Here is a 21,530-nt window from a genome sequence, read left to right on the forward strand (position 1 = left end):
TATGGATACGCTTGGCTATTTGGGCCAGGGCTTCGGCGTTGCGCTGACCCCTTACAACCTGGTGACCGCGCTGTGCGGGACCCTGATCGGCACCGTGGTCGGCCTGTTGCCGGGCTTGGGCCCGATCAACGGCGTCGCGTTGTTGATCCCGATTGCGTTCGCCTTGGGCCTGCCGCCCGAGTCGGCGCTGATCTTGTTGGCAGCCGTGTACCTGGGCTGCGAATACGGCGGCCGGATCAGTTCGATCCTGCTGAACATTCCGGGTGAAGCCTCCACCGTGATGACCACCCTGGACGGCTACCCGATGGCCCGCAAAGGACTGGCTGGCGTGGCATTGTCGCTGTCGGCATGGAGCTCGTTCATTGGCGCGTTTATCGCCACCTGCGGCATGGTGATGTTCGCCCCGCTGCTGGCCAAATGGGCGATTGCTTTCGGGCCGGCGGAATACTTCGTACTGATGGTGTTTGCGATTGTCTGCCTGGGCGGCATGGCCGGTGACAAGCCGCTGAAGACCTTTGTCGCCGCCTTGATCGGCCTGTTCCTGTCAGCCGTCGGCATCGATGCCAACAGCGGTGTGTACCGTTTCACCGGCGACAACATTCACCTGACCGACGGCATCCAGTTCGTGGTGCTGGTACTGGGCCTGTTCTCCATCAGCGAGATTCTGTTGTTGCTGGAAAAAACCCACCACGGCCAGGAAGCCGTCAAGGCCACCGGCCGCATGATGTTCAACTTCAAGGAAGCCTCCTCGGTGTTCGTGGTGAACATTCGCTGCGGCGTGCTGGGGTTCATCATGGGCGTGTTGCCGGGTGCCGGTGCAACGCTGGCAAGCGCCGTGGCCTACATGACCGAGAAACGTATCGCCGGCGCCAGCGGCGAATTCGGCAAGGGTGACAAGCGCGGCCTGGCCGCCCCGGAAACGGCCATCGGCGCGGCCGCTTGCGGCGCACTGGTGCCAATGCTGACCCTGGGCGTCCCGGGTTCCGGCACCACCGCCGTGATGATCGGCGCCCTGTCGCTGTACAACATCACACCGGGCCCGCTGCTGTTCCAACAGCAACCGGACATTGTCTGGGGCCTGATCGCGTCGCTGTTTATCGCCAACATCATGCTGGTGATCCTCAACATCCCGATGATCCGTATCTTCACGCGCATCCTCGCCGTGCCGAACTGGGCGCTGGTGCCGGTAATTGCCATCATCACCGCGATTGGTGTGTATGCGGTTCACGCCACTACCTTTGACCTGTTCCTGATGATCGGCATCGGTATCTTCGGTTATATCCTGCGCAAGCTGGACTTCCCGCTGTCGCCGGTTCTGCTGGGCTTTATCCTCGGCGGCTTGATGGAGCAGAACCTGCGCCGGGCCCTGTCGATTTCCAACGGTGCAGTAGAGATCCTGTGGTCGAGCCCGATCACCTTTGGTGTCTGGGTACTGACTGCCATTATGTTGCTGATGCCGATCCTGCGTATCTGGCGCAAGCGTTCCCTGCAGCGTCGCGCCCTGGCCGATGTCTGAGGTCAGCTTTAAACAGTGGTGGGCAACACCGCTGGTCGGCCTGCTGGGCGGGTACCTCGCCAGCCAGGTCGGCTGGCCTCTGCCGTATATGGTCGGCTCGTTGCTGGCGATCATCCTCGTGCGCTGCCTCACACCCTGGCAGTTGGCAGAAATCCCCGGCGGCCGCAAATGCGGCCAATGGGTGGTGGGCATCGGCATTGGCCTGCACTTCACCCCGGTGGTGATGGAACAGGTGATGAGCCACTTCGGCCTGATCTTCTTTGGCGCGCTGGTCACCAGCCTCTCCAGCATTGTGGGCGTGTGGTTGATGCGCCGTAGCGGTGAAGACCGTGCCACGGCGTTTTTCTCGAGCATGCCGGGCGGATCGGGGGAGATGGTCAACCTTGGTGCCCGCAATGGCGCGGTGCTCAGCCGCGTCGCGGCGGGCCAGAGTTTGCGGGTATTGGTGGTGGTGCTCTGTGTGCCGGCGGCGTTCAAGTATTTGCTGGGGGAAGGTGCTCCGCAGTTGCATCCGGCGACGGTCGATTGGGCCTGGCTGGCGGTGCTGTTCCCTATCGGCGCGTTAGTAGCCTGGGGTTGGCAGCGCTTGCGTCAGCCAAACCCCTGGCTGTTCGGGCCGTTGCTGGTCAGCGCCATCGTCAGTATTACCTGGGACTTGCACATCGGCCTGCCCGACGGTGGCAGCCAGATCGGCCAGTGGCTGATCGGCAGCGGCCTGGGTTGCCACTTCAACCGGCAGTTTTTCCGGCGTGCGCCATTGTTCATGGGGCGTACCTTGATCGGTACAGTGTTGACCATGTTGATCGCGACGCTGGCGGCGGTAGGTTTGAGCGCGCTGACGCAACTGGATTTGCGCTCGCTGACATTGGGCATGATGCCCGGGGGGATTGCCGAGATGAGCCTGACGGCAGAAACCCTGCAACTGTCGGTGCCGTTGGTAACGGCGATGCAGGTGATGCGCTTGTTGTTTGTGTTGTTTCTGGCGGAGCCGTTGTTTCGGCACTGGAACCGACAGCCCGACAACATCTGACGCCTTGGCGACGTTCAATTGTGGGAGCTGTCGAGCTCCTGCATTGGATCTATGTCAAACCGGCGGCAATCGCCACTCGATCGGCGTCTCGCCATTCTGCTCAAGAAACTTGTTGGCGCGGCTGAAGTGCCCGCAGCCGATAAACCCTCGGTAAGCCGACAGCGGCGACGGATGCACCGACGTCAGCACCAGGTGCTTGGTGGCGTCGATCAACTTCTGCTTGCCCTGCGCATGGGCGCCCCACAGCAAGAACACCAGGTGCGGCTGGTGCTCGCTCACCACTTCAATAATCCGATCGGTAAAGAACTGCCAGCCCTTGCCCGCATGGGCGTTGGCATTCGCACGCTCCACGGTCATGGTGGTGTTGATCATCAACACGCCCTGGTCAGCCCAGCTTTGCAGGTAGCCGTGGTTGGGGATGTCGATGTTCAGGTCGCGCTTGAGTTCTTTATAGATATTGACCAACGACGGCGGTGCCGGCACGCCCGGCTGCACCGAGAAGCACAGACCGTGGGCCTGGCCCGGGCCGTGATACGGGTCCTGGCCGAGGATTACTACCTTGACCTTGTCCAGCGGCGTTGAGTTGAGCGCGTTGAAGATCATCGGGCCCGGCGGGTAGATTTCCTTGCCGGCCGCGTGCTCCTGGCGCAGGAATTCCCGCAGCTGGGCCATGTACGGCTGGTCGAACTCGTCACGCAGGGCGTGTTTCCAGCTGGGTTCGAGTTTGATACGGTCGTCGGAGGTCATGGTTGCATCCAGAAAAAACAATGGTGCGAACCCTAGGAAAGCCCACCCTGCTTGTCAATTGATCTGACGCAGAACCGGCACTTTCCCGTGAAGGGATCATACTGAACCTTCACTTTCTCGATTGAGGTCATGATGAACCTGCACTTCGAAGAACTGATTGGCACCGGCGGCGCCCGTATTGGCATCGCCAGCCTGGACGCGGAAAAATCCCTCAACGCCCTGTCCTTGCCGATGATCCTGGCCCTGAGCGAACGCCTGGACGCCTGGGCCAAAGACCCGCAAATCGTTTGCGTGCTGCTGCGTGGCAAAGGCCCTAAGGCCTTTTGCGCCGGCGGCGAAGTGCGCAGCCTGGCCCAGGCCTGCCGTGAGCATCCCGGCGAAGTCCCGGCGCTGGCCGCGCAATTTTTCGCCGCTGAATACCGTCTCGACTACCGCCTGCACACTTACCCCAAACCGTTGATCTGCTGGGGCCACGGCTATGTGCTGGGCGGCGGCATGGGTTTGCTGCAAAGCGCCGCTGTGCGCATCGTCACCCCGAGCAGCCGCCTGGCCATGCCGGAAATCAGCATCGGCTTGTACCCGGACGTCGGCGCCAGTTGGTTCCTGTCACGCCTGCCCGGCAAGTTGGGGTTGTTCCTGGGCCTGACCGGCGCCCACATGAATGGCCGCGACGCCCTGGACCTGGGCCTGGCCGACCGCTTCCTGCTGGATGAACAACAAGACGAGCTGCTCGAAGGCCTGCTGCAACTGAATTGGCAGGAACAGACCGACATGCAACTCAACAGCCTGCTCAAGGCCCTGGCCCAGGAAGCCACCGGTCAGTTGCCCGAAGCCCAATGGCTGCCGCGCCGTTCGCAGATCGACGAGTGGTTGGATGTAGGCGATGTGCGCTGCGCGTGGCGCGCCTTGAGCCAGTTGCGCGACCACACCGACCCGCTGTTCAGCCGCGCCGGCAAGACCCTGAGCGAAGGCTGCCCGCTGACCGCGCACCTGGTATGGGAGCAGATCCAGAGGGCGCGACACCTGTCCCTGGCCCAAGTGTTCCAGATGGAATACACCTTGAGCCTGAACTGCTGCCGTCACCCGGAATTCAGCGAAGGGGTGCGGGCGCGGTTGATCGACAAGGACCAACGGCCCCACTGGCATTGGCCGGATATCAATTTGATCCCCGAGGCCGTGGTGCAGGCGCACTTCCACAAGGTGTGGGAAGGGCGGCATCCGCTGGCGGACTTGTCGGACTATTGAGCGCCCGTCAGCGCTTTGCCGCCTCGAACGTGAAGGCACAATTATCAGGTTGATGGTCTTCGCACTGGAATGTGGGTTGCCCGAAAACATCGGTACCCGGTTGCCAGTGGGTGGTCTCAGCCAGCGACATCGTGCCCCCGCCGCGGGCCGGGCCGAACCTCAAGGCAACCGTATTACCGCGGACGGTTTTATAGATGCACTTTTCCAGGTAGCCAAGCTTGCGCTCACCCGACTCCCGCGGGATAAAAATCGCCCCCACAAAGGTTTCCACGAGGTCCGGGCCGCTCATTGCCTGGCTTATCCAGGGGGACTCTTTATCAGCTCCCTGAAAGTGGCCATCAACGTAGCGCACGGTACTCGGGTAAGGACAGCCTTGCGCCGCCGCCAATGTGCTGAAGCCTGAAAGAACAAAAAACAACAAGTAAACTGGGCTGACTCGCATGGTATGGGCTCCGTCAGTCGATGCAGGAAACGACACGCCAAATAGCGTCCGCTCCCAATTAACTACAGTCGTAGCCCATAGAATAGCTGTCAAATATGACAGTACCGACCAGCGGTCAGCAAAAACGGCGCCTAAGCGCCGTTTTTCCAATTAGTACGATCAGCGATGCCCGCCACGGCCTCCCCCGTGGCCGCCTTGGCCGCCCTGACCACGCCCGCCGCCATTGCCCCAATGACCGTTGCCCCAACCCTGGTTGGGGTAAGGCCGGTAACCGGCTCGCGGCCCTGTAGGGTAATAGCGAGGCGCCGGCTGGTAATAACGCGGCGACGGGTAGTAACGCTGCGGTGGTGGGTAGTAACCCTGGCGGTAATGATAATAAGGACCGCCGCCGTAGTAGTACGCCGGCGCGGGCGCCGTGTAGACCTCGGAACCGTAATAGGCCCCGCCACCTCCGTAATAGGGCGCACACGCAGACAGGGTCAAACCGAGCAAAGCGATGAGAAGCAGTCGACGATACATGGCGGCCTCCTGGACCGCGGAAGAGCACACCCAGCGACGCTGGGGGGCGGCAAACAGCTTTCACTGCCTGACGAAATATCTGACATCAAAAAGCGAATCTGGTGCGATTTGGTAACAGCTTGATACATGTCAACACCCCCTTACTTCGCCTCAATGACAGCCCTGCCATGAAAACCAGCTCCCAGGATGGATTTTTAATCGGCATTGAAACTTCAACAATTCGAATGATGTCATTATGATGCCACGCAACAGCACGGACGCTCTAGTGCGGTCATCCTATCGTCATCAATCCGGATCTCAGCCATGAAACTCTCAACCAAACTGCTGCTTTCGTTCGTACTGTGCGCCGTCATCACGCTGGCAGTCGGGACATTGGGTATCAACGGTGTCAGCCGGCTGGCAACCGCCCTTGATTCAGCTTTCTCTAACAACCTGGTATCCGTCAGTAATACCAACGCTACCCTCAACGGCCTTGTTGCCCACAACCGGGGACTGTATCGATTGCTGGATGCCAGCCGTGGTGATATTTCCTCACAAGACCGTGATCGTGTTCGCCAAGACATCGCCAATGAGTTGAAACGCAGCCAAACGGCCTACGCGACTTACCGCGCAACGCCCCTGGAGGATGATGAGCGCGCGGCGGGAGATACCCTGGACCAGGTTTGGGCCAAGTACGTCACCAGCTCCGAACAAATTATTTCACTGATTGACGCCGGCCACGCCGATCAAGCGCGCACGCTGCTCAACAGCAGCAACAACGAACTCTTCAGACAATCCCGCGAGCTGCTCAAAATCATCGTCGATTCCAACAATCGCCAAATCAAGGAAGGTTCGGCAGAGGCCGACGCTTTACGTAGCAGTGCCTTGCAATGGATGATCGGCGGTATCGTCCTGGCATTTATTGTCGCGATCACCATTGGTCTATTGATTACCCGCCTCATCACCCAACCCCTCGCACAGGCGGTGCAAAGCGCACAACGTGTAGCACAAGGCAACCTGACGCAGGCCATCATCACTGATCGCAAGGATGAAGCCGGGCAGTTGCTGATGGCGTTATCCGACATGCAGGGGGGCTTGAAAAGTACCTTGCTGGAAATTTCCAACGCCTCTGACCAACTGGCCTCCGCAGCGGAAGAACTGAGCGCGGTGACCGACGAAAGTACTCGCGGCCTGACCCGCCAGAATGACGAAATCCAGCAAGCCGCCACCGCCGTAAACCAGATGACCGCAGCGGTGGACGAGGTAGCGCGTAATGCGGTGTCGACGTCCGAGGCCTCTCGCCAGGCGAATGCTGAAGCGGATGATGGCCGCCTGCAAGTGGACCAGGCCGTGTCCGGGATGAGTTCGATGGTCAGTGAGATCAATGATTCCACCCAGGCCGTGGTTGATCTGGCCGTGCAGGTTCGGGAAATTGCCAAGGTGGTGGATGTGATTCGTGGCATTGCCGATCAAACCAATCTGCTGGCCCTCAATGCGGCTATTGAAGCGGCGCGTGCCGGCGAGCAAGGCCGAGGCTTTGCCGTCGTGGCGGATGAAGTCCGGGCGTTGGCCCATCGCACGCAATCTTCCACCGTCGACATCGAAAACATGATCGGTACCGTGCAGCTAGGGGCCGATGGCGCCGTTGCGGCCATGAACAAGAGCCTTACCTTGGCCAACAACACCCAGACGATGGCGCAGAATGCGGGCGAAGCCTTGCAGCGCATCACCCACAGCGTGGCGAAGATTAACGAACGCAACCTGGTGATTGCCTCGGCGTCCGAAGAGCAAGCCCAGGTTGCGCGGGAAGTGGATCGCAACCTGCTCAATATCCAGGACCTGTCGACGCAGACCGCTGCCGGCGCCCACCAGACCAACGCCTCGAGTCAGGAGCTGTCGCGATTGGCCACATCGTTCAATACCCTGGTGGCCAAGTTCCAGCTGTAGAAAAACCGCATTATCCATCGGGCCCGGGGGTTCGCTTCATTGCAGTGCAACCACGCACCAGCGCAATGCATGAACCCCCGGCGCCACGCCTCCATGCCAGTCGGCAGGCCTGTAAATCCGCGCCATCCTTCACTTGGCACGACTCTCGCTTTACCTCTCCCGTGCAAGAGTCATCACAGGTTCGCGGCACCACAATTTGCAATGGCTGACTAGGGTTCCGGCTCGCTAAGGCGAGTGGCTGGTCCGAGAGTTGGCGACCTCCAGTTGAGGTTACACGGCGGGATAAAAGCCCGGGAGACAAGCCACCGTTTACGGTGCCGCGTTGCTCCTGCTCGCCCTTGATCAACTGGAGAAGCATCCATGCCCTCGATACGTTTACCCGCCCTGCTCGCCGCCGCCTTTGCCGCCGTCGTGAGCTTTTCCGCCCAGGCCGCCCCCAAAGACCACTTCAGCGTGTGCTGGACGATTTATGCCGGCTGGATGCCGTGGGAGTACGCCGGCAGCCAAGGCATCCTGGACAAATGGGCCAAGAAGTACGGCATCAAGATCGACATGGTGCAGCTCAACGACTACGTCGAATCCATCAACCAGTACACCGCCGGCCAGTTCGACGGCTGCACCATGACCAACATGGACGCCCTGACCATCCCCGCCGCCGGTGGCGTGGACAGCACCGCGCTGGTGGTCAGCGACTTCTCCAACGGCAACGATGGCGTGGTCATCAAGGGCATCGGTAAGACCGTCGCCGACCTCAAGGGCATGAACGTCAACCTGGTGGAACTCTCGGTGTCCCACTACCTGCTGGCCCGCGCCCTGGAGTCAGCCGGCCTCAGCGAAAAAGACCTGAAAGTGGTCAACACCTCCGACGCCGACATCGCCGCCGCCTTCAACACCGACCAGGTCAAGGCCGTCACCACCTGGAACCCGATGCTCTCGGAGATCAAGGCCAAGCCCGGCGTCACCGAAGTGTTCGACTCCAGCAAAGTGCCCGGCGAAATCATGGACATGATGGTGGTCAACACCCAGACCCTCAAAGATAACCCCAAGCTGGGCAAGGCACTGACCGGTGCCTGGTTTGAAGTGGTCGCCTTGATGAACGCGAAAAACGCCGCCAGCACCGATGCCCTGGAACACATGGCCAAGGCTTCCGGCACCGACCTCAAGGGCTTCCAGTCGCAACTGGACACCACCAAGCTGTTCGCCACGCCCAAGGAAGCCCTGGCCTTCGCCACCAGCGCGCAGTTGCCCGCCACCATGGGCAAGGTCGCCGAGTTCTCGTTTAAACACGGCCTGCTCGGTGAAGGTGCCAAAGACACCAACGCCGTGGGCATGAGCTTCGCCAACGGCGTGACCCGCGGCGACACCGCCAACCTCAAGCTGCATTTCGACCCCAGCTACGTACAGATGGCCGCCGACGGCACGCTGTAAGAGGACCCGGCCATGCGCCTGATCAACCGTCACCCGGAACGCTCCAGTCGCCTGCTGTTGGTGCTGCTGCCCTTCGCCCTGCTGCTGTTCGCCTACTTCGTGGGCTCGGCCGAGCGCCTGGCAGACAACCCCAACGACAAGCTGCTGCCCAGCGCCGCACAAATGGGCGACGCGGTGAAACGCCTGGCCTTCAGTGCCGACGCTCGCACAGGTGAATACGTGCTGTGGCAAGACAGCGCCTCAAGCCTGCGCCGCCTGGCGATCGGCCTCGGCATCAGCGCCCTCGCCGGCCTGTGCCTGGGCATCGCTGCCGGGACCTTGCCGCTGTTTGGCGCACCGTTGTCGCCGTTACTGACGGTGCTGTCGATGGTGCCGCCGCTGGCGATCCTGCCGATCCTGTTCATCGTGTTCGGGCTGGGAGAATTGTCGAAAGTGATGCTGATCGTGATCGGCATCACCCCGGCCCTGGCGCGGGACCTGGAACAGCGGGCGCGGGAAATTCCCGTCGAGTTGCTGGTGAAGGCGCAGACCCTCGGCGCCTCCACATGGACCCTGATGCTGCGGGTGGTGCTGCCGCAATTGCTGCCACGCTTGCTGATCTCCCTGCGCTTGATGCTGGGCTCGGCGTGGCTGTTCCTGATTGCGGCCGAAGCCATCGCCTCCACCGACGGGTTGGGCTACCGGATCTTCCTGGTACGCCGCTACCTGGCGATGGACGTGATCCTGCCCTACGTGGTCTGGATCACCCTGCTCGCCTGGCTGATGGACTGGGGCCTCAAGGCCCTGACCCGGCGCGCGTTCCCCTGGTACGAAGGAGCGCGGGCATGAGCTTTATCAGCGTCAACAATGTGTGGCAGCGCTATGGCGACCAGGTGGTGTTGGAGCGCCTGAACCTGCAGGTGGCCGAAGGCGAGTTCTGCACCTTGGTCGGGACTTCCGGCTGCGGCAAATCGACCTTTCTGCGCCTGTTGCTGGGACAGGAAATTGCCAGCCATGGCGAGATCCTGCTGGACGGTAAACCCCTGGCCGCCGAACCCGATGCCAGCCGTGGCGTGGTGTTCCAGCGCTACTCGGTATTCCCGCACCTGACGGTGCTGAACAACGTTGCACTCGGTCTCGAATTGCCGCGCTCAACATTGCTCGGGCGCCTGTTCGGCAGCGCGAAAAAACAGGCACGGGAACAAGCGGCCGCTCTGCTGCATAAAGTCGGTTTGGGCCATGCCCTGGACAAGTACCCGGCACAGCTTTCCGGCGGCATGCAACAGCGGCTGGCCATCGCCCAGGCGCTGATCATGAAGCCCCGCGTGTTGCTGCTGGACGAACCCTTCGGCGCCCTCGACCCGGGCATTCGCAAAGACATGCACCTGCTGTTGCTGGAGCTGTGGCGCGAAACCAGGCTGACGGTGTTCATGGTCACCCACGACCTGAGCGAAGGCTTCAGCCTCGGCACCCGCTTGGTGGTGTTCGACAAGGTGCGCCTCGACCCGCACGCCCCCGGCGCTTACGGCGCCCGCATCACCTACGACATCCCTTTGAACAGCGAGCGCCGCAAGGCGATCGCCGCCGAACTTGGAGCCACTTCCAAATGACCGACTCAACCCAATTGTTCCCACCCTTCGCCGAGGAAATGCTCCCCGGCGGCGGCCACCGTTCCTTCGTGCTCAAGCGCGGCCAACTGCTGCGCCTCACCGACATTCGCGGCGGCGCCAACGTCAGCCTGACCCTGCTCAATGCCAACGAAAAAACCGAGCGCCTGAACCTGCCCGACAGCCTCAAATGCCAACACACCGCCAAGCTCACCCGCGGCCACTGCCTGTACTCGGACATGGGCCGCGTGCTGGCCGCCATCACCGCCGACACCTGCGGCTGGAGCGACAGCATCGGCGGCGTGTTATGCGCCGCCGAAGTCGCGGAAAAATACGGCAAGGGCCGCTATCAAGAGCTGCGCAACGGCTTCTACCGCAACGGCACCGACAACCTGCTGGTGGAATTGGGCAAGTGGGGCCTGGGGCTGTCTGACCTGCTGATGACCCTCAACCTGTTCAGCAAAATCACCGTGGATGACACCGGCACGCTGCACTTTGCCGAAGGTAATTCCAAAGCCGGCGACTACATCGAACTCTACGCACCGATGGACACGCTGGTGGTGCTCACCGCCCTGCAACACCCCATGGACCCGAATCCCGAATACGCGCCGCAGCCGCTGAAACTCAGCTGGATGAACGCCGCCCCAAGCGTCGCCGAACACTGCCGCACCTCGCGCCCGGAAAACGAGCGCGGCTTTATCAACACTGACCGTCTGTTCGCCTGAGGACCTGCCATGTCTATCGCACTCGCCAACCAACCGGACGCGGCCGTGTACCGCGCGACCATCCCCGCCGGCGAACCCTGGCTGATGGAAGTCAAGGCCGGCCAGACCCTGCGCATCCTCGACCTTGAGGGCAACCAGGCCGTCGACACGCTGTTCTACAGCCTGAAAAACCCCAAGGAACGCTACGACGTGCAGCGCACCTTGCGCCGGCAAAACAGGGTGTACCTGAGCACCGGCAGCGTGCTGTATTCCAACCTCGGCCAGCCGATGCTGACCATCGTCGACGACACCTGCGGGCGCCACGACACCCTCGGCGGCGCCTGCGCCCAAGAGAGCAACACCGTGCGCTACGCCCTGGAAAAACGCTACATGCACAGCTGCCGCGACAACTACCTGCGGGCCTGCGCCCACGATGGCCGGCTGGGCAAAAGCGACATCGGGCCGAACATCAATTTCTTCATGAATGTGCCGGTCACGGCTGATGGCGGGCTGACGTTCGAGGACGGTATTTCCGCCCCCGGCAAATACGTCGACCTGCGGGCCGAGATGGACGTGATCGTGCTGATCTCCAACTGCCCGCAACTGAACAACCCGTGCAACGGCTACAACCCTACCCCTGCGGAGTTACTGGTATGGAACTGAAAATCAAGCGGTTGCGTCAGTGGTTGTTCGCCCTGTGCCAGGCCCGCGCCGGGCAGTGCCTCCGAAAACGCTGAAGATCAACTGTGGGAGCGTGATTGTGTGGGAGCGGGCTTGCTCGCGAAAGCGGCGTATCACGCGACTGATGTATTGACTGAACCACCGCATTCGCGAGCAAGCCCGCTCCCACACTCCACCTCCCACACTGACTGCATGCGCTCCGGACGACCGCAGCGCTACCCACATTTGCGGGACGGCCCGCATCCCAGGACAAGGCCGGACATGCATCGGCCTGCGGGGTTTTACCATGTTCGAAAAACTGTTGATCGCCAACCGTGGCGCCATCGCCTGCCGCATCCTGCGCACCTTGCGCGAGCTTTCGGTCAAGGGCGTGGCGGTGTATTCCGAAGCCGATGTCGCCAGCCTGCATATCCAGCAAGCCGACGAAGCCTACAGCCTGGGCGAAGGCGCGGCGGCCGGCACCTATTTGTCGGTGGAGAAAATCCTCGCCACGGCCAAGGCCTGTGGCGCCACCGCGATTCATCCCGGCTATGGCTTTCTCTCGGAAAACGCCGCGTTCGCCGAAGCCTGCGAAGCAGCCAGTATCGCCTTCGTCGGCCCGACGCCGGAGCAACTGCGGGTGTTCGGCCTCAAGCACACCGCGCGCGCGTTGGCCAAGCAGCACAACATCCCGCTGCTGGAAGGCACCGAACTGCTCAACAGCCTTGACGCCGCGCTTCTGGCCGGCGAAAGCGTGGGGTATCCGATCATGCTCAAGAGCACGGCGGGCGGCGGCGGTATCGGCATGCGCGTGTGCAACAGCGCCGATGAATTACGCGACTGTTTCGAGGCAGTCAAACGCCTCGGCCAGAACAACTTCAGCGACGCCGGCGTGTTTATCGAGAAGTACATCCAGCACGCTCGACATCTGGAAGTGCAGGTGTTTGGTGACGGGTGTGGCGAGGTGATCGCCCTCGGTGTACGCGACTGTTCAGTGCAGCGGCGCAACCAGAAAGTGCTCGAGGAGACCCCGGCACCGAACCTGCCCGATGGGATGGCGGATGAGCTGTGCCACGCCGCAATCACCCTGGCCAAGGCCGTGAATTACCGCAGCGCCGGCACCGTGGAATTTATCTTTGATAGCGCCGATGGCCGCTTCTATTTTCTGGAAGTGAACACCCGGTTGCAGGTGGAACACGGCGTCACCGAGCAAGTGTGGGGCGTGGACCTGGTGCGCTGGATGGTGCAACTGGCCGCCGGAGAAATGCCGCCGCTGCGGGAACTGGACCTGAAGCCTAACGGCCACGCAATTCAGGCGCGCCTGTACGCCGAAGACCCGGGCCGGGATTTTCAGCCGAGCCCGGGGCTTCTGACCTGTGTGGATTTCCCGATTGCTGAAGGCCTGCGCGTCGACACCTGGGTGGAGGCCGGTTGCGAGATCCCGCCCTACTTCGACCCGATGATCGCCAAGCTCATCACCTGGGCGCCGACTCGCGAACAGGCGCGTCTCGATCTGCATCAAGCCCTGACCAACAGCCAGCTGTACGGCGTGGAAACCAACCGTGATTACCTGCGGCAAATTCTGCTGGCTGCCCCGTTCGCCAGCGGCCAGCCGTGGACGCGCTGCCTTGAAGACTTGGTTTACCACGCCGACACGTTCGAGGTGCTGAGCGCCGGGACCCAAACCAGTGTTCAGGATTATCCCGGACGCCTCGGTTACTGGGCCGTGGGCGTGCCGCCGTCGGGGCCGATGGACAGCCGCGCATTGCGCCTGGGTAACCGCCTGCTGGGCAATGCCGAGGGTACTGCCGCACTGGAAATCACCATGAGCGGGCCAATGCTGCGCTTCAATTGCGCGGCAGTGGTGGCGGTGACCGGGGCGGACATTGCACTACGGTTGAATGATGAAACGGTACCGATGAACACCGCGCTGCGGGTGCCGGCGGGCGCGACCTTGAGCCTGGGCACCATCGCCGGGGCCGGTGCGCGAAGCTACCTTTGCCTGCGCGGCGGGCTGCAGGTTCCGGATTATCTGGGCAGCAAAAGTACCTTCACCCTTGGCCAGTTTGGCGGGCATGGCGGACGGGCTTTACGGGCGGGCGACGTGTTGCACGTGCTGCCGTTGGAGGATGTGCGTTGCGGCAACATGTTAGTGCCTGAACCGCTTGCCGAGGTGCGAACACTGCGGGTGATCTACGGCCCTCACGGCGCGCCGGAATACTTCAAGCCTGAGTACATCGAGACGTTCTTCGCCACTCAGTGGGAAGTGCATTTCAACTCCAGCCGCACCGGTGTGAGGTTGATCGGGCCGAAGCCATTGTGGGCGCGTACCGATGGGGGTGAGGCGGGACTGCATCCGTCCAACATTCACGACAATCCCTATGCGATCGGAGCGGTGGATTTTACCGGGGACATGCCGGTGATCCTCGGCCCCGACGGCCCGAGCCTGGGTGGGTTTGTGTGCCCGGTGACGGTGATCGAGGCGGACTTGTGGCAGTTGGGCCAGCTCAAGGCTGGCGACAAGATTCAGTTCACTCCAGTCGACCTAAAGACCGCCCGCACACTCGCCTTGGAATGGGATCAGGTGTGGGAGCCGGGCTTGCCCGCGATGCAGGCAACTCGGTCCGACAGGCAAACCGAGGCGATGCTTTCGCGAGCAAGCCCGCTCCCACATTCGATTGAGTCGCCTGTGGTGTGTGATCGTTCCCACGCTCTGCGTGGGAATGCCGCTTGGGACGCTCCGCGTCCCGCTGTCGACGCAATGACGCAAAGCGTCACAGGATGCATTCCCACGCAGAGCGTGGGAACGATCATGTCGCCTGTTGTTCTGGACATCGGCCAAGCCGGCACCCGCCTGGTCGCCCGCCTCGCCGGTGACACCCACCTGCTCCTGGAAATCGGCGCCCCGGAACTCGACCTGGTGCTGCGCTTTCGCGCCCACGCCCTGATGCAAGCGCTGGAAGCCCGCGCCCTGCACGGCGTCATCGACCTGACACCCGGCATCCGTTCCCTGCAAATCCACTACCAGCCCGAACAACTGCCCCTCGCCGACCTCCTGGCCTTGATCACCCGTGAATGGCACGCCGTCTGCGCCAGCCAAAACCTGCAAGTGCCGTCGCGCATCGTCCACCTGCCACTCTCCTGGGACGATCCTGCCTGCCAACTGGCCATCGAAAAATACATGACCACCGTGCGCAAGGATGCCCCGTGGTGCCCGAGCAATCTGGAGTTCATCCGCCGCATCAACGACCTGGCCAACCTCGACGAAGTGCGCCACACCGTATTCGACGCGAGCTACCTGGTGATGGGCCTGGGCGACGTCTACCTCGGCGCGCCCGTGGCCACGCCGCTGGACCCGCGCCACCGCCTGGTCACCACCAAGTACAACCCGGCACGCACCTGGACCGCCGAAAACTCCGTGGGCATCGGTGGCGCCTACCTGTGCGTGTACGGCATGGAAGGCCCCGGCGGCTATCAGTTCGTCGGGCGTACCTTGCAGATGTGGAACCGCTACCGGGAAGTCGCGGCGTTCGATGGCAAACCGTGGTTGCTGCGCTTCTTCGACCAGATCCGCTTTTACCCGGTGAGTGCGGATGAACTGGTGCAGATTCGCCGGGATTTCCCCCTTGGGCGGTTTGAACTGAACATCGAACACAGCCAGTTGAACCTGACGGATTACCAGGCCTTTCTCGCGCAGCAAGCCGAAAGCATTGGCGCGTTTCGCGGGCAACAACAGCGTGCGTTCAACGCCGAACGCGAACGCTGGATCGCCAGCGGCCAGGCGCATTTCGACAGTGAGGAACTCGCGGCGCCATTGGGCGACGACACGCCGTTGCAGGCCAACGAATACAGCATCGACAGCCACATCGCGGGCAATCTCTGGCAAGTGCAGGTGAGCGCGGGTGAACGCGTGGCGGCGGGTGATGTGCTGGTGATCCTGGAGTCGATGAAAATGGAAATCCCGGTACTCGCGCCGTTCGCCGGCACCGTGCGGGAAATTCCCGTGCAACCAGGCAGCGGCATTGGCGCCGGGCAACGGGTGGTGGTGCTGGAGCGTGATTTGCAATAACGCCTCGGGGCTGTATCGTGCAAGGCACACCGGGTTTCACCGGGACCTTGTCCGATACAGCCTGAACCGACCGATGACCACGCCAACCCTCTGCCCCGCCTGCGGCGCCCGCAACGATTGCGCCCTGGCCGACCCGCGCACTGCCGACCAGGCCTGCTGGTGCTACAGCGTCAGCATCGACCCTGCGGTGCTTGAAGCCTTGCCGCCGGAACTGCGCAACAAAGCCTGCCTGTGCCCGCGCTGCGCCCAGGTGGACGAGCAACTGCGCGAGAGCGAGCGGTCGTAATGCGCGTAGACCGTTTCCTCAGCAACCTGCCCCGTTTCAACCGCAAACAGGTTCGCCTGTTGCTGGTGGAACGCCGGATTACCGTCGATGGCCAATTCGCCAGCGATCCGCATCACCCGGTGAGCGAGTTCAGCCGTGTGCTGCTGGATGACGAAGTGCTGCAAGCCGGCAAACCCGCGCGCTACTTCATGCTGCACAAACCCCAGGGCTGCGTGAGCGCCACCGCCGATCCGCAACACCCCACTGTGCTTGACCTGCTGGACGAACCGGACAAGCACGAGCTGCACATCGCCGGCCGCCTGGACTTCAACACCACCGGCCTGCTGCTGATCACCAACGACGGCCAATGGTCGCGCCGCCTGACCCAGCCGCAAACCAAACTGCCCAAGGTGTACTACGTCGAGACCGAGCAGGACATTGGCCCGGAATACGCCGCCACCTTCGCCGCCGGCCTGTACTTCGCCTTTGAAGACCTCACCACCCAACCGGCCGAATTGGAGCTGTTGGGCCCCAGAACGGCGCGCCTGAGCATCATTGAAGGGCGTTATCACCAGGTGAAACGCATGTTCGGGCACTTCGACAACAAAGTGACCCGCCTGCACCGCGAGCGCATGGGGCCACTGGAATTGGACTCAGCCCTTGCCCCAGGCCGGTACCGGGCGCTTACGGACGCTGAAATCCAACAGGTCTGATGACCGTTCAGCCGATGATGGCAAAAAACCACGGCGTCGACTGGCGAACTGGCATCCCTGATGCTTGAATCAACCGAGCCAGCCGCAATCTGACTGGTGAGTCACCCCTACCTACAAGAAACACTTTGCCCGTCCGCACGCTTGATCTGCGGGCACCTCAGGCAAATTGCCCGCCATAACAACACCCGTCGGCCAGCCAGTACCGGATCGACATGGGCCCTCACTTCCAGGCGTATGCCTACCTGTCACAAAGCTCGTGCAGAGTGATCTGCGCGCATTACCCGCTTGCCAGGAGTCTTACGACATGAGGCCAGAAATCGCTGTGCTGGATATACAGGGTCAGTATCGGGTTTACACGGAGTTCTATCGCGCGGACGCAGCTGCCAAGACCATCATTCTGGTCAACGGCTCAATGGCCACCACTGCGTCTTTCGCCCAGACCGTGAAAAGCCTGTACCCGACATTCAACGTGGTTTTGTACGACCAGCCCTACGCCGGTCGCTCAAAAATCCACAATCGCCACGAGCATATGCTGACGAAAGAAGTCGAGGGCCAGATCCTTCTGGAACTCATCGACCACTTCGCCGCCGAACACGTGCTGTCCTTTTCCTGGGGCGGCGCCGCGACCCTCGTCGCCCTCGCCCACCGCCCGCGCCGTGTGGAAAAGGCCGTGATCAGCTCGTTCTCCCCGGTGATCAACGCCCCCATGCGCGACTACCTGGAGCGCGGCGTCGACTACCTCGGCAACCTCGACCGCGACCGCGTGGGCCACCTGGTCAACAGCACCATCGGCAAACACCTGCCGTCGCTGTTCAAACGCTTCAACTACAAACACGTGAGCAGCCTGGCCGAGCATGAGTATGGGCAGATGCACTTTCACATCAGCCACGTGCTCAACAGCGACCGGCTGTGCTACCTCAAGGCAGCGAAGCAGATTGATATTCCGGTGTTGTTTTTGAACGGCGAATGGGACGAGTACACCAGTGCCCAGGATGCCAAGCTGTTTGGGCAACATATTGCGAAAAGCAGCTTCGGCACGATTCAGGCGACCGGGCACTTTCTGGATATGGAGCACAAGGCCGCGAGCCGGGATAGCCGGGAGGCGTTGATGGGCTTTTTAAGACCGGAGCAGCAGCCAAGCCGGTTGCGGTACCACGCGTCACAGCCACAGCATGCGTTTGCCGTATGAGCGGTGGGGTTGTGGGTGGGCTGGATTTTCCAGGGGATCCGCCTGCCCACGACCGACCGTTGGCACGTAAAACACAGAATTTTCGAAGAAAAACTTCAAATCCGTGAGCACATCTGGTACAAAGTCAGCCGCTCTGAGCGGGTATAGTTTAGTGGTAGAACGAAAGCTTCCCAAGCTTTAGATGAGGGTTCGATTCCCTCTACCCGCTCCACTCAGATTTTGGTCCAGCGTCAGGATGGTTGTTGACGGGGGATGTGTAAAAAAACCGGTCCTTGGTGGCCGGTTTTTTTATGGCTGGCGTTAAAGCTCCAACTCCAGGGCCAGCAAGTCACACAGCGGTTGCCGGCGTCGAATCAATTTGGCGTGCCCTTGCTCGATCAGTACCTCCGGCAACAGCGGGCGGCTGTTGTAATTGGACGACATGGCGGCGCCATACGCGCCGGTATCGTGAATCACCAACAAATCACCCACCTGCGCTTCCGGCAACCTACGGGGTGTGACGCCCTGCTCGTCCTGCGTGAAGATATCGCCGGCCTCGCACAGCGGGCCGCCCACTACGCACAGGTGCTCCGGGCGGCTGACCGGCACACCTTGGGCATCCAGCAATGTCATGTGGTGATAGGCGCCATAGAGCACTGGCCGCATCAGGTCATTGAACCCGGCATCCACCAGAATGAAATGCCTGCTGCCAACTTTTTTTATCGCGCGAACTTCGGTGACCAGATACCCAGACTCCGCGACCAGGAAGCGGCCCGGCTCGATTTCCATGCGTACCGGATGACCGAGCCAGGCCTCAATCGCCTGTTTGGCCTGGCGCCATGTGCTCGCATAACTCTGGATATCCACCGGTTCATCTTCCGCACGATAAGGCGTGGCAAGCCCTCCGCCGATGGAAAACGCTTCGATATCGTGGTCGAGTGCCTTCACCACCGTGACCATCGCACAACCCACTTGCTCAAGGTGCGCGTAATCCACACCTGAACCGATATGCATGTGCACGCCCACCAGCTTCAGGCCGAATTGCCGAATCACGTTGAGCGCTTCTTGCACCTGCTCGTGCCAGATTCCATGTTTGCTGTTTTCGCCACCCGTATTCGTCTTGCGGCTGTGACCGTGACCAAACCCTGGATTGATCCGCAGCCAGACGCGATGGCCGGGCGACCGCTGCCCCAGTTGGCGCAGCATATCAATCGAGCCGGTGTTCACTTCCAGTTGCAGTTCCACGACACGGCGCAACGTCGCTTCATCGAATAAATCACAGGTAAATACAATGCCCGCCGGGTCGCCGTCAGGGCTGAACCCCGCCAGCAGTGCCCGCTCGATTTCACCCAGCGATACCGCATCAATCCGTACGCCTTGTTCGCGCATCAACCGAAGAATATGCAGGTTGGAACAGGCTTTTTGCGCGTATCGAATCACGTCGAAACCCTGCAGTTGGTTGATGCGGGCCCTGATGGTCTCGGCCTCATAACACCAGAGCGGGGTGCCGTGCTGTTTTGCAGACTCGGTCAACGGCTGAAACACGGAATGGTTGGGCATGACGGTATTTCTTCTGAAATAGGGAGAGCAACCATCATGACCAGCATTCTTGATTCAATAAAATACCTATTCTTTGCCACTCGATTCAGTTTTGATATGGACTTCGTTAAACGGGTGGGGGATCGAGGATGGAGATATCCATACGGCATATCGAGGTGTTCCGGGCCATCATGCAGGCAGGCAGCGTCACGGGAGCGGCCCTGCTGCTTTTTACCTCGCAACCGACTGTCAGCCGCGAGCTTGCGCGACTGGAAAAGCTTTCTGGCCTGCGACTCTTTGATCGCACAGGAGGGAGGCTGATACCGACGGCCCAGGCGATCATGCTGTTCGAAGAGGTTGAACGCTCCTACATCGGCCTGGAACGAATCAACAGCGTTGCGCAGTCAATTCGTCGCTTTGAACATGGCCAGCTAAGCGTTACGTGCCTTCCACTGTTTTCCCAGACGCTTTTGCCCAAGGTCTACAAGCGCTTTCAGCAACAGCATGTCGGCATCGGCTTGAGCATTGCGGCACAGGAAACGCCCCTGCTGGAAGAATCACTCAGCGCCCAGCGTTACGACCTCGGGTTAACCGAAGGCGAACATGCACCTCAAGGTACCCAAGGGGAGCTGCTCTTTTGTTCCGACATGGTTTGCGTACTGCCAGAGGGCGATCCTTTGCTGGCTAAACCGTTGCTGACACTGGAAGACTTTCAGGGTGTGAATTTCATCAACCTGTCGGGCATGGACATCTATCGCCAAACCCTTGATGAGCGCTTCCGTAGGGCCGGAGTGGATAGGCATATCGTGGTCGAAACAACCAACGCTGCGTCGGTGTGTGCCATGGTCAGGCAGCAACTGGGGGTGGCGATTATCAACCCGTTGACCGCAGTGGCGGAGGCCGGTAACGGGCTGGCCATTCGGCCGATCAATGTGTCCATTCCGTATCGGGTCATGTTGATCCGACCTGATTATCGACCTTCCTCAATTTTCGTCGATGCCTTCTGCAACGCGCTGATGGATGAGGCGGCGAGTCTGGCGAACAGTTTGGATTTTAGGCGGGAGCGTTCGAGCTAACGAATGGCAAAGGAGACAGGACTCATGTACTGCGAACTAAAAGGATCACCGAACAACCTTGAAATAGACAAGCTCCGGATCATCCTCATCCAGATTCTCAATAACGCCACTGCGCAAGAATCCAGCCTTGGACATGAGTTGCTGTGAAGCGACGTTTGAGCGGTTCGTTGAGGTAAAGAGCTTGTTCGTCTTACACGCGGATTCAGCAGCAACAAGCAGTAGAAGCGCGATGCCTTTGCGCTGGTGTGCGGGAGAGATAACCACCAGTGAAACAAAGCCATTCCCGAAAAAATCATGGGTAAGTACGAGATAGCCGACAACGCAGCCAGCGTCCACCGCAACCAGGCATTGACCCTTCTCAACAGCCTCGCGAATAAGCTCGCCGCGGCTGACATTCGATTTCGCGAAAGCGTCGAGCTCAACCAAGTCACTCAAGTCTTCAAGCGTTGCCTCTCGGGTGAACGGGGTTGTTTCTGCTTCGCTGTTCCAGGTCATCGGTGCGAACTCCCAACACATCAAAATCGGCTGCCCTTCCCTTGGTATGTGCGGCCTGGAAGGGAAAGCGTTTTATAGAATCAAGAAACCCGATCCACTCGGTCCTGCACGGTTTCTACCAGTAAAAGCCCCAGCTCAATCATTTGCTGAATTGCCAATGCCAGACAGCGATGATCGTCTGGCAGGTTATCGGCAAATTCGTTGGTCATTGCGCCAGCGCCGGCAATGGTTTCGTAGGCGTTGGCGAGTAATGCATCGGTGCCGATTTCGGGACGTACGCTGAAAATTCTTACGGGTGAGTTATACGAGTCAGTACACATCTGTTGATCCTCGGTTAGGACCACCTTCCAGAGCTACTAAACAAAGGGTGGCGGCTATACGCGGGTTAGTAGACCGGTTGAT

20 protein-coding genes, 1 tRNA gene and 1 riboswitch are annotated in these 21,530 nt (G+C 60.8%); of the genes, 15 read left to right on the forward strand and 6 right to left on the reverse strand.

The window, feature by feature from the left end:
• The first annotated feature begins 1 nt into the window (after position 1).
• Positions 2-1,516: a tripartite tricarboxylate transporter permease gene (locus tag D109_RS0124865; protein WP_017479264.1), complete on the forward strand. Its 1,515-nt coding sequence runs from the start codon at positions 2-4 to the stop codon at positions 1,514-1,516.
• On the forward strand, positions 1,509-2,546 hold the full coding sequence (locus tag D109_RS0124870) for an AbrB family transcriptional regulator (protein WP_017479265.1): 1,038 nt from the start codon (positions 1,509-1,511) through the stop codon (positions 2,544-2,546). The genes D109_RS0124865 and D109_RS0124870 overlap by 8 nt, the downstream gene beginning before the upstream one ends.
• A gap of 54 nt (positions 2,547-2,600) precedes the next feature.
• Here D109_RS0124870 and ung read toward each other — a convergent pair whose 3' ends face one another.
• A complete protein-coding gene (gene ung, locus D109_RS0124875; RefSeq protein WP_017479266.1) occupies positions 2,601-3,293 on the reverse strand; it encodes a uracil-DNA glycosylase in 693 nt (230 codons plus the stop codon).
• Between the two features lie 132 nt (positions 3,294-3,425).
• Between ung and D109_RS0124880 the strand changes: the two genes are divergently transcribed.
• Positions 3,426-4,538, forward strand: a complete 1,113-nt coding sequence (locus D109_RS0124880; protein WP_017479267.1) for an enoyl-CoA hydratase/isomerase family protein — start codon at positions 3,426-3,428, stop codon at positions 4,536-4,538.
• A gap of 7 nt (positions 4,539-4,545) precedes the next feature.
• Here the strand turns inward: D109_RS0124880 and D109_RS0124885 are convergent, their stop codons facing one another.
• Positions 4,546-4,980 (reverse strand): DUF3757 domain-containing protein, encoded by a 435-nt coding sequence (locus D109_RS0124885; protein ID WP_017479268.1) that lies wholly within the window; start codon positions 4,978-4,980, stop codon positions 4,546-4,548.
• A 159-nt stretch (positions 4,981-5,139) separates the two neighbouring features.
• On the reverse strand, positions 5,140-5,499 hold the full coding sequence (locus D109_RS0124890) for a hypothetical protein (protein WP_017479269.1): 360 nt from the start codon (positions 5,497-5,499) through the stop codon (positions 5,140-5,142).
• A gap of 303 nt (positions 5,500-5,802) precedes the next feature.
• Between D109_RS0124890 and D109_RS0124895 the strand changes: the two genes are divergently transcribed.
• From D109_RS0124895 to D109_RS0124945, 11 genes are all read left to right on the forward strand, one after another.
• Positions 5,803-7,425, forward strand: coding sequence for a methyl-accepting chemotaxis protein (locus D109_RS0124895; protein WP_017479270.1), 1,623 nt, complete (start codon positions 5,803-5,805; stop codon positions 7,423-7,425).
• A gap of 198 nt (positions 7,426-7,623) precedes the next feature.
• A riboswitch (guanidine-I (ykkC/yxkD leader) is annotated at positions 7,624-7,724 on the forward strand.
• A 61-nt stretch (positions 7,725-7,785) separates the two neighbouring features.
• A complete protein-coding gene (locus tag D109_RS0124900) occupies positions 7,786-8,853 on the forward strand; it encodes a putative urea ABC transporter substrate-binding protein (RefSeq protein ID WP_017479271.1) in 1,068 nt (355 codons plus the stop codon).
• Positions 8,854-8,865: 12 nt separating this feature from the next.
• A complete protein-coding gene (locus D109_RS0124905; RefSeq protein ID WP_017479272.1) occupies positions 8,866-9,681 on the forward strand; it encodes an ABC transporter permease in 816 nt (271 codons plus the stop codon).
• Entirely contained in the window at positions 9,678-10,442 is a 765-nt protein-coding gene (locus D109_RS0124910) for an ABC transporter ATP-binding protein (protein WP_017479273.1), read from the forward strand. Before D109_RS0124905 ends, D109_RS0124910 begins: the two co-directional genes overlap by 4 nt.
• A complete protein-coding gene (locus D109_RS0124915; protein ID WP_017479274.1) occupies positions 10,439-11,164 on the forward strand; it encodes an urea amidolyase associated protein UAAP1 in 726 nt (241 codons plus the stop codon). The genes D109_RS0124910 and D109_RS0124915 overlap by 4 nt, the downstream gene beginning before the upstream one ends.
• 9 nt (positions 11,165-11,173) lie before the next feature.
• Positions 11,174-11,806, forward strand: a complete 633-nt coding sequence (locus tag D109_RS0124920; RefSeq protein WP_017479275.1) for an urea amidolyase associated protein UAAP2 — start codon at positions 11,174-11,176, stop codon at positions 11,804-11,806.
• 304 nt (positions 11,807-12,110) lie between these two features.
• Positions 12,111-15,872: a 5-oxoprolinase/urea amidolyase family protein gene (locus D109_RS1000000135025; RefSeq protein WP_017479276.1), complete on the forward strand. Its 3,762-nt coding sequence runs from the start codon at positions 12,111-12,113 to the stop codon at positions 15,870-15,872.
• A gap of 73 nt (positions 15,873-15,945) precedes the next feature.
• A complete protein-coding gene (locus D109_RS0124930; RefSeq protein WP_017479277.1) occupies positions 15,946-16,158 on the forward strand; it encodes a cysteine-rich CWC family protein in 213 nt (70 codons plus the stop codon).
• Positions 16,158-16,850: a pseudouridine synthase gene (locus D109_RS0124935; protein WP_017479278.1), complete on the forward strand. Its 693-nt coding sequence runs from the start codon at positions 16,158-16,160 to the stop codon at positions 16,848-16,850. The genes D109_RS0124930 and D109_RS0124935 overlap by 1 nt, the downstream gene beginning before the upstream one ends.
• A 304-nt stretch (positions 16,851-17,154) precedes the next feature.
• Entirely contained in the window at positions 17,155-18,039 is an 885-nt protein-coding gene (locus tag D109_RS0124940) for an alpha/beta fold hydrolase (protein WP_017479279.1), read from the forward strand.
• A 137-nt stretch (positions 18,040-18,176) separates the two neighbouring features.
• Positions 18,177-18,250, forward strand: a tRNA-Gly gene (locus D109_RS0124945).
• Positions 18,251-18,339: 89 nt separating this feature from the next.
• Here D109_RS0124945 and lysA read toward each other — a convergent pair.
• Positions 18,340-19,578, reverse strand: coding sequence for a diaminopimelate decarboxylase (gene lysA, locus D109_RS0124950; protein WP_017479280.1), 1,239 nt, complete (start codon positions 19,576-19,578; stop codon positions 18,340-18,342).
• A 128-nt stretch (positions 19,579-19,706) separates the two neighbouring features.
• On the opposite strand from lysA, the gene D109_RS0124955 reads away from it, so the two are divergent.
• Positions 19,707-20,633 (forward strand): LysR family transcriptional regulator, encoded by a 927-nt coding sequence (locus D109_RS0124955; protein ID WP_017479281.1) that lies wholly within the window; start codon positions 19,707-19,709, stop codon positions 20,631-20,633.
• Between the two features lie 45 nt (positions 20,634-20,678).
• Here D109_RS0124955 and D109_RS0124960 read toward each other — a convergent pair whose 3' ends face one another.
• Positions 20,679-21,128, reverse strand: a complete 450-nt coding sequence (locus D109_RS0124960) for a GNAT family N-acetyltransferase (RefSeq protein ID WP_017479282.1) — start codon at positions 21,126-21,128, stop codon at positions 20,679-20,681.
• An 80-nt stretch (positions 21,129-21,208) separates the two neighbouring features.
• Positions 21,209-21,448, reverse strand: coding sequence for a DUF6124 family protein (locus D109_RS0124965; protein ID WP_017479283.1), 240 nt, complete (start codon positions 21,446-21,448; stop codon positions 21,209-21,211).
• Positions 21,449-21,530: the final 82 nt, after the last annotated feature.

Origin of the sequence: Pseudomonas sp. PAMC 26793 (assembly GCF_000313235.1) — a bacterium.
Taxonomy (GTDB): domain Bacteria; phylum Pseudomonadota; class Gammaproteobacteria; order Pseudomonadales; family Pseudomonadaceae; genus Aquipseudomonas; species Aquipseudomonas yamanorum.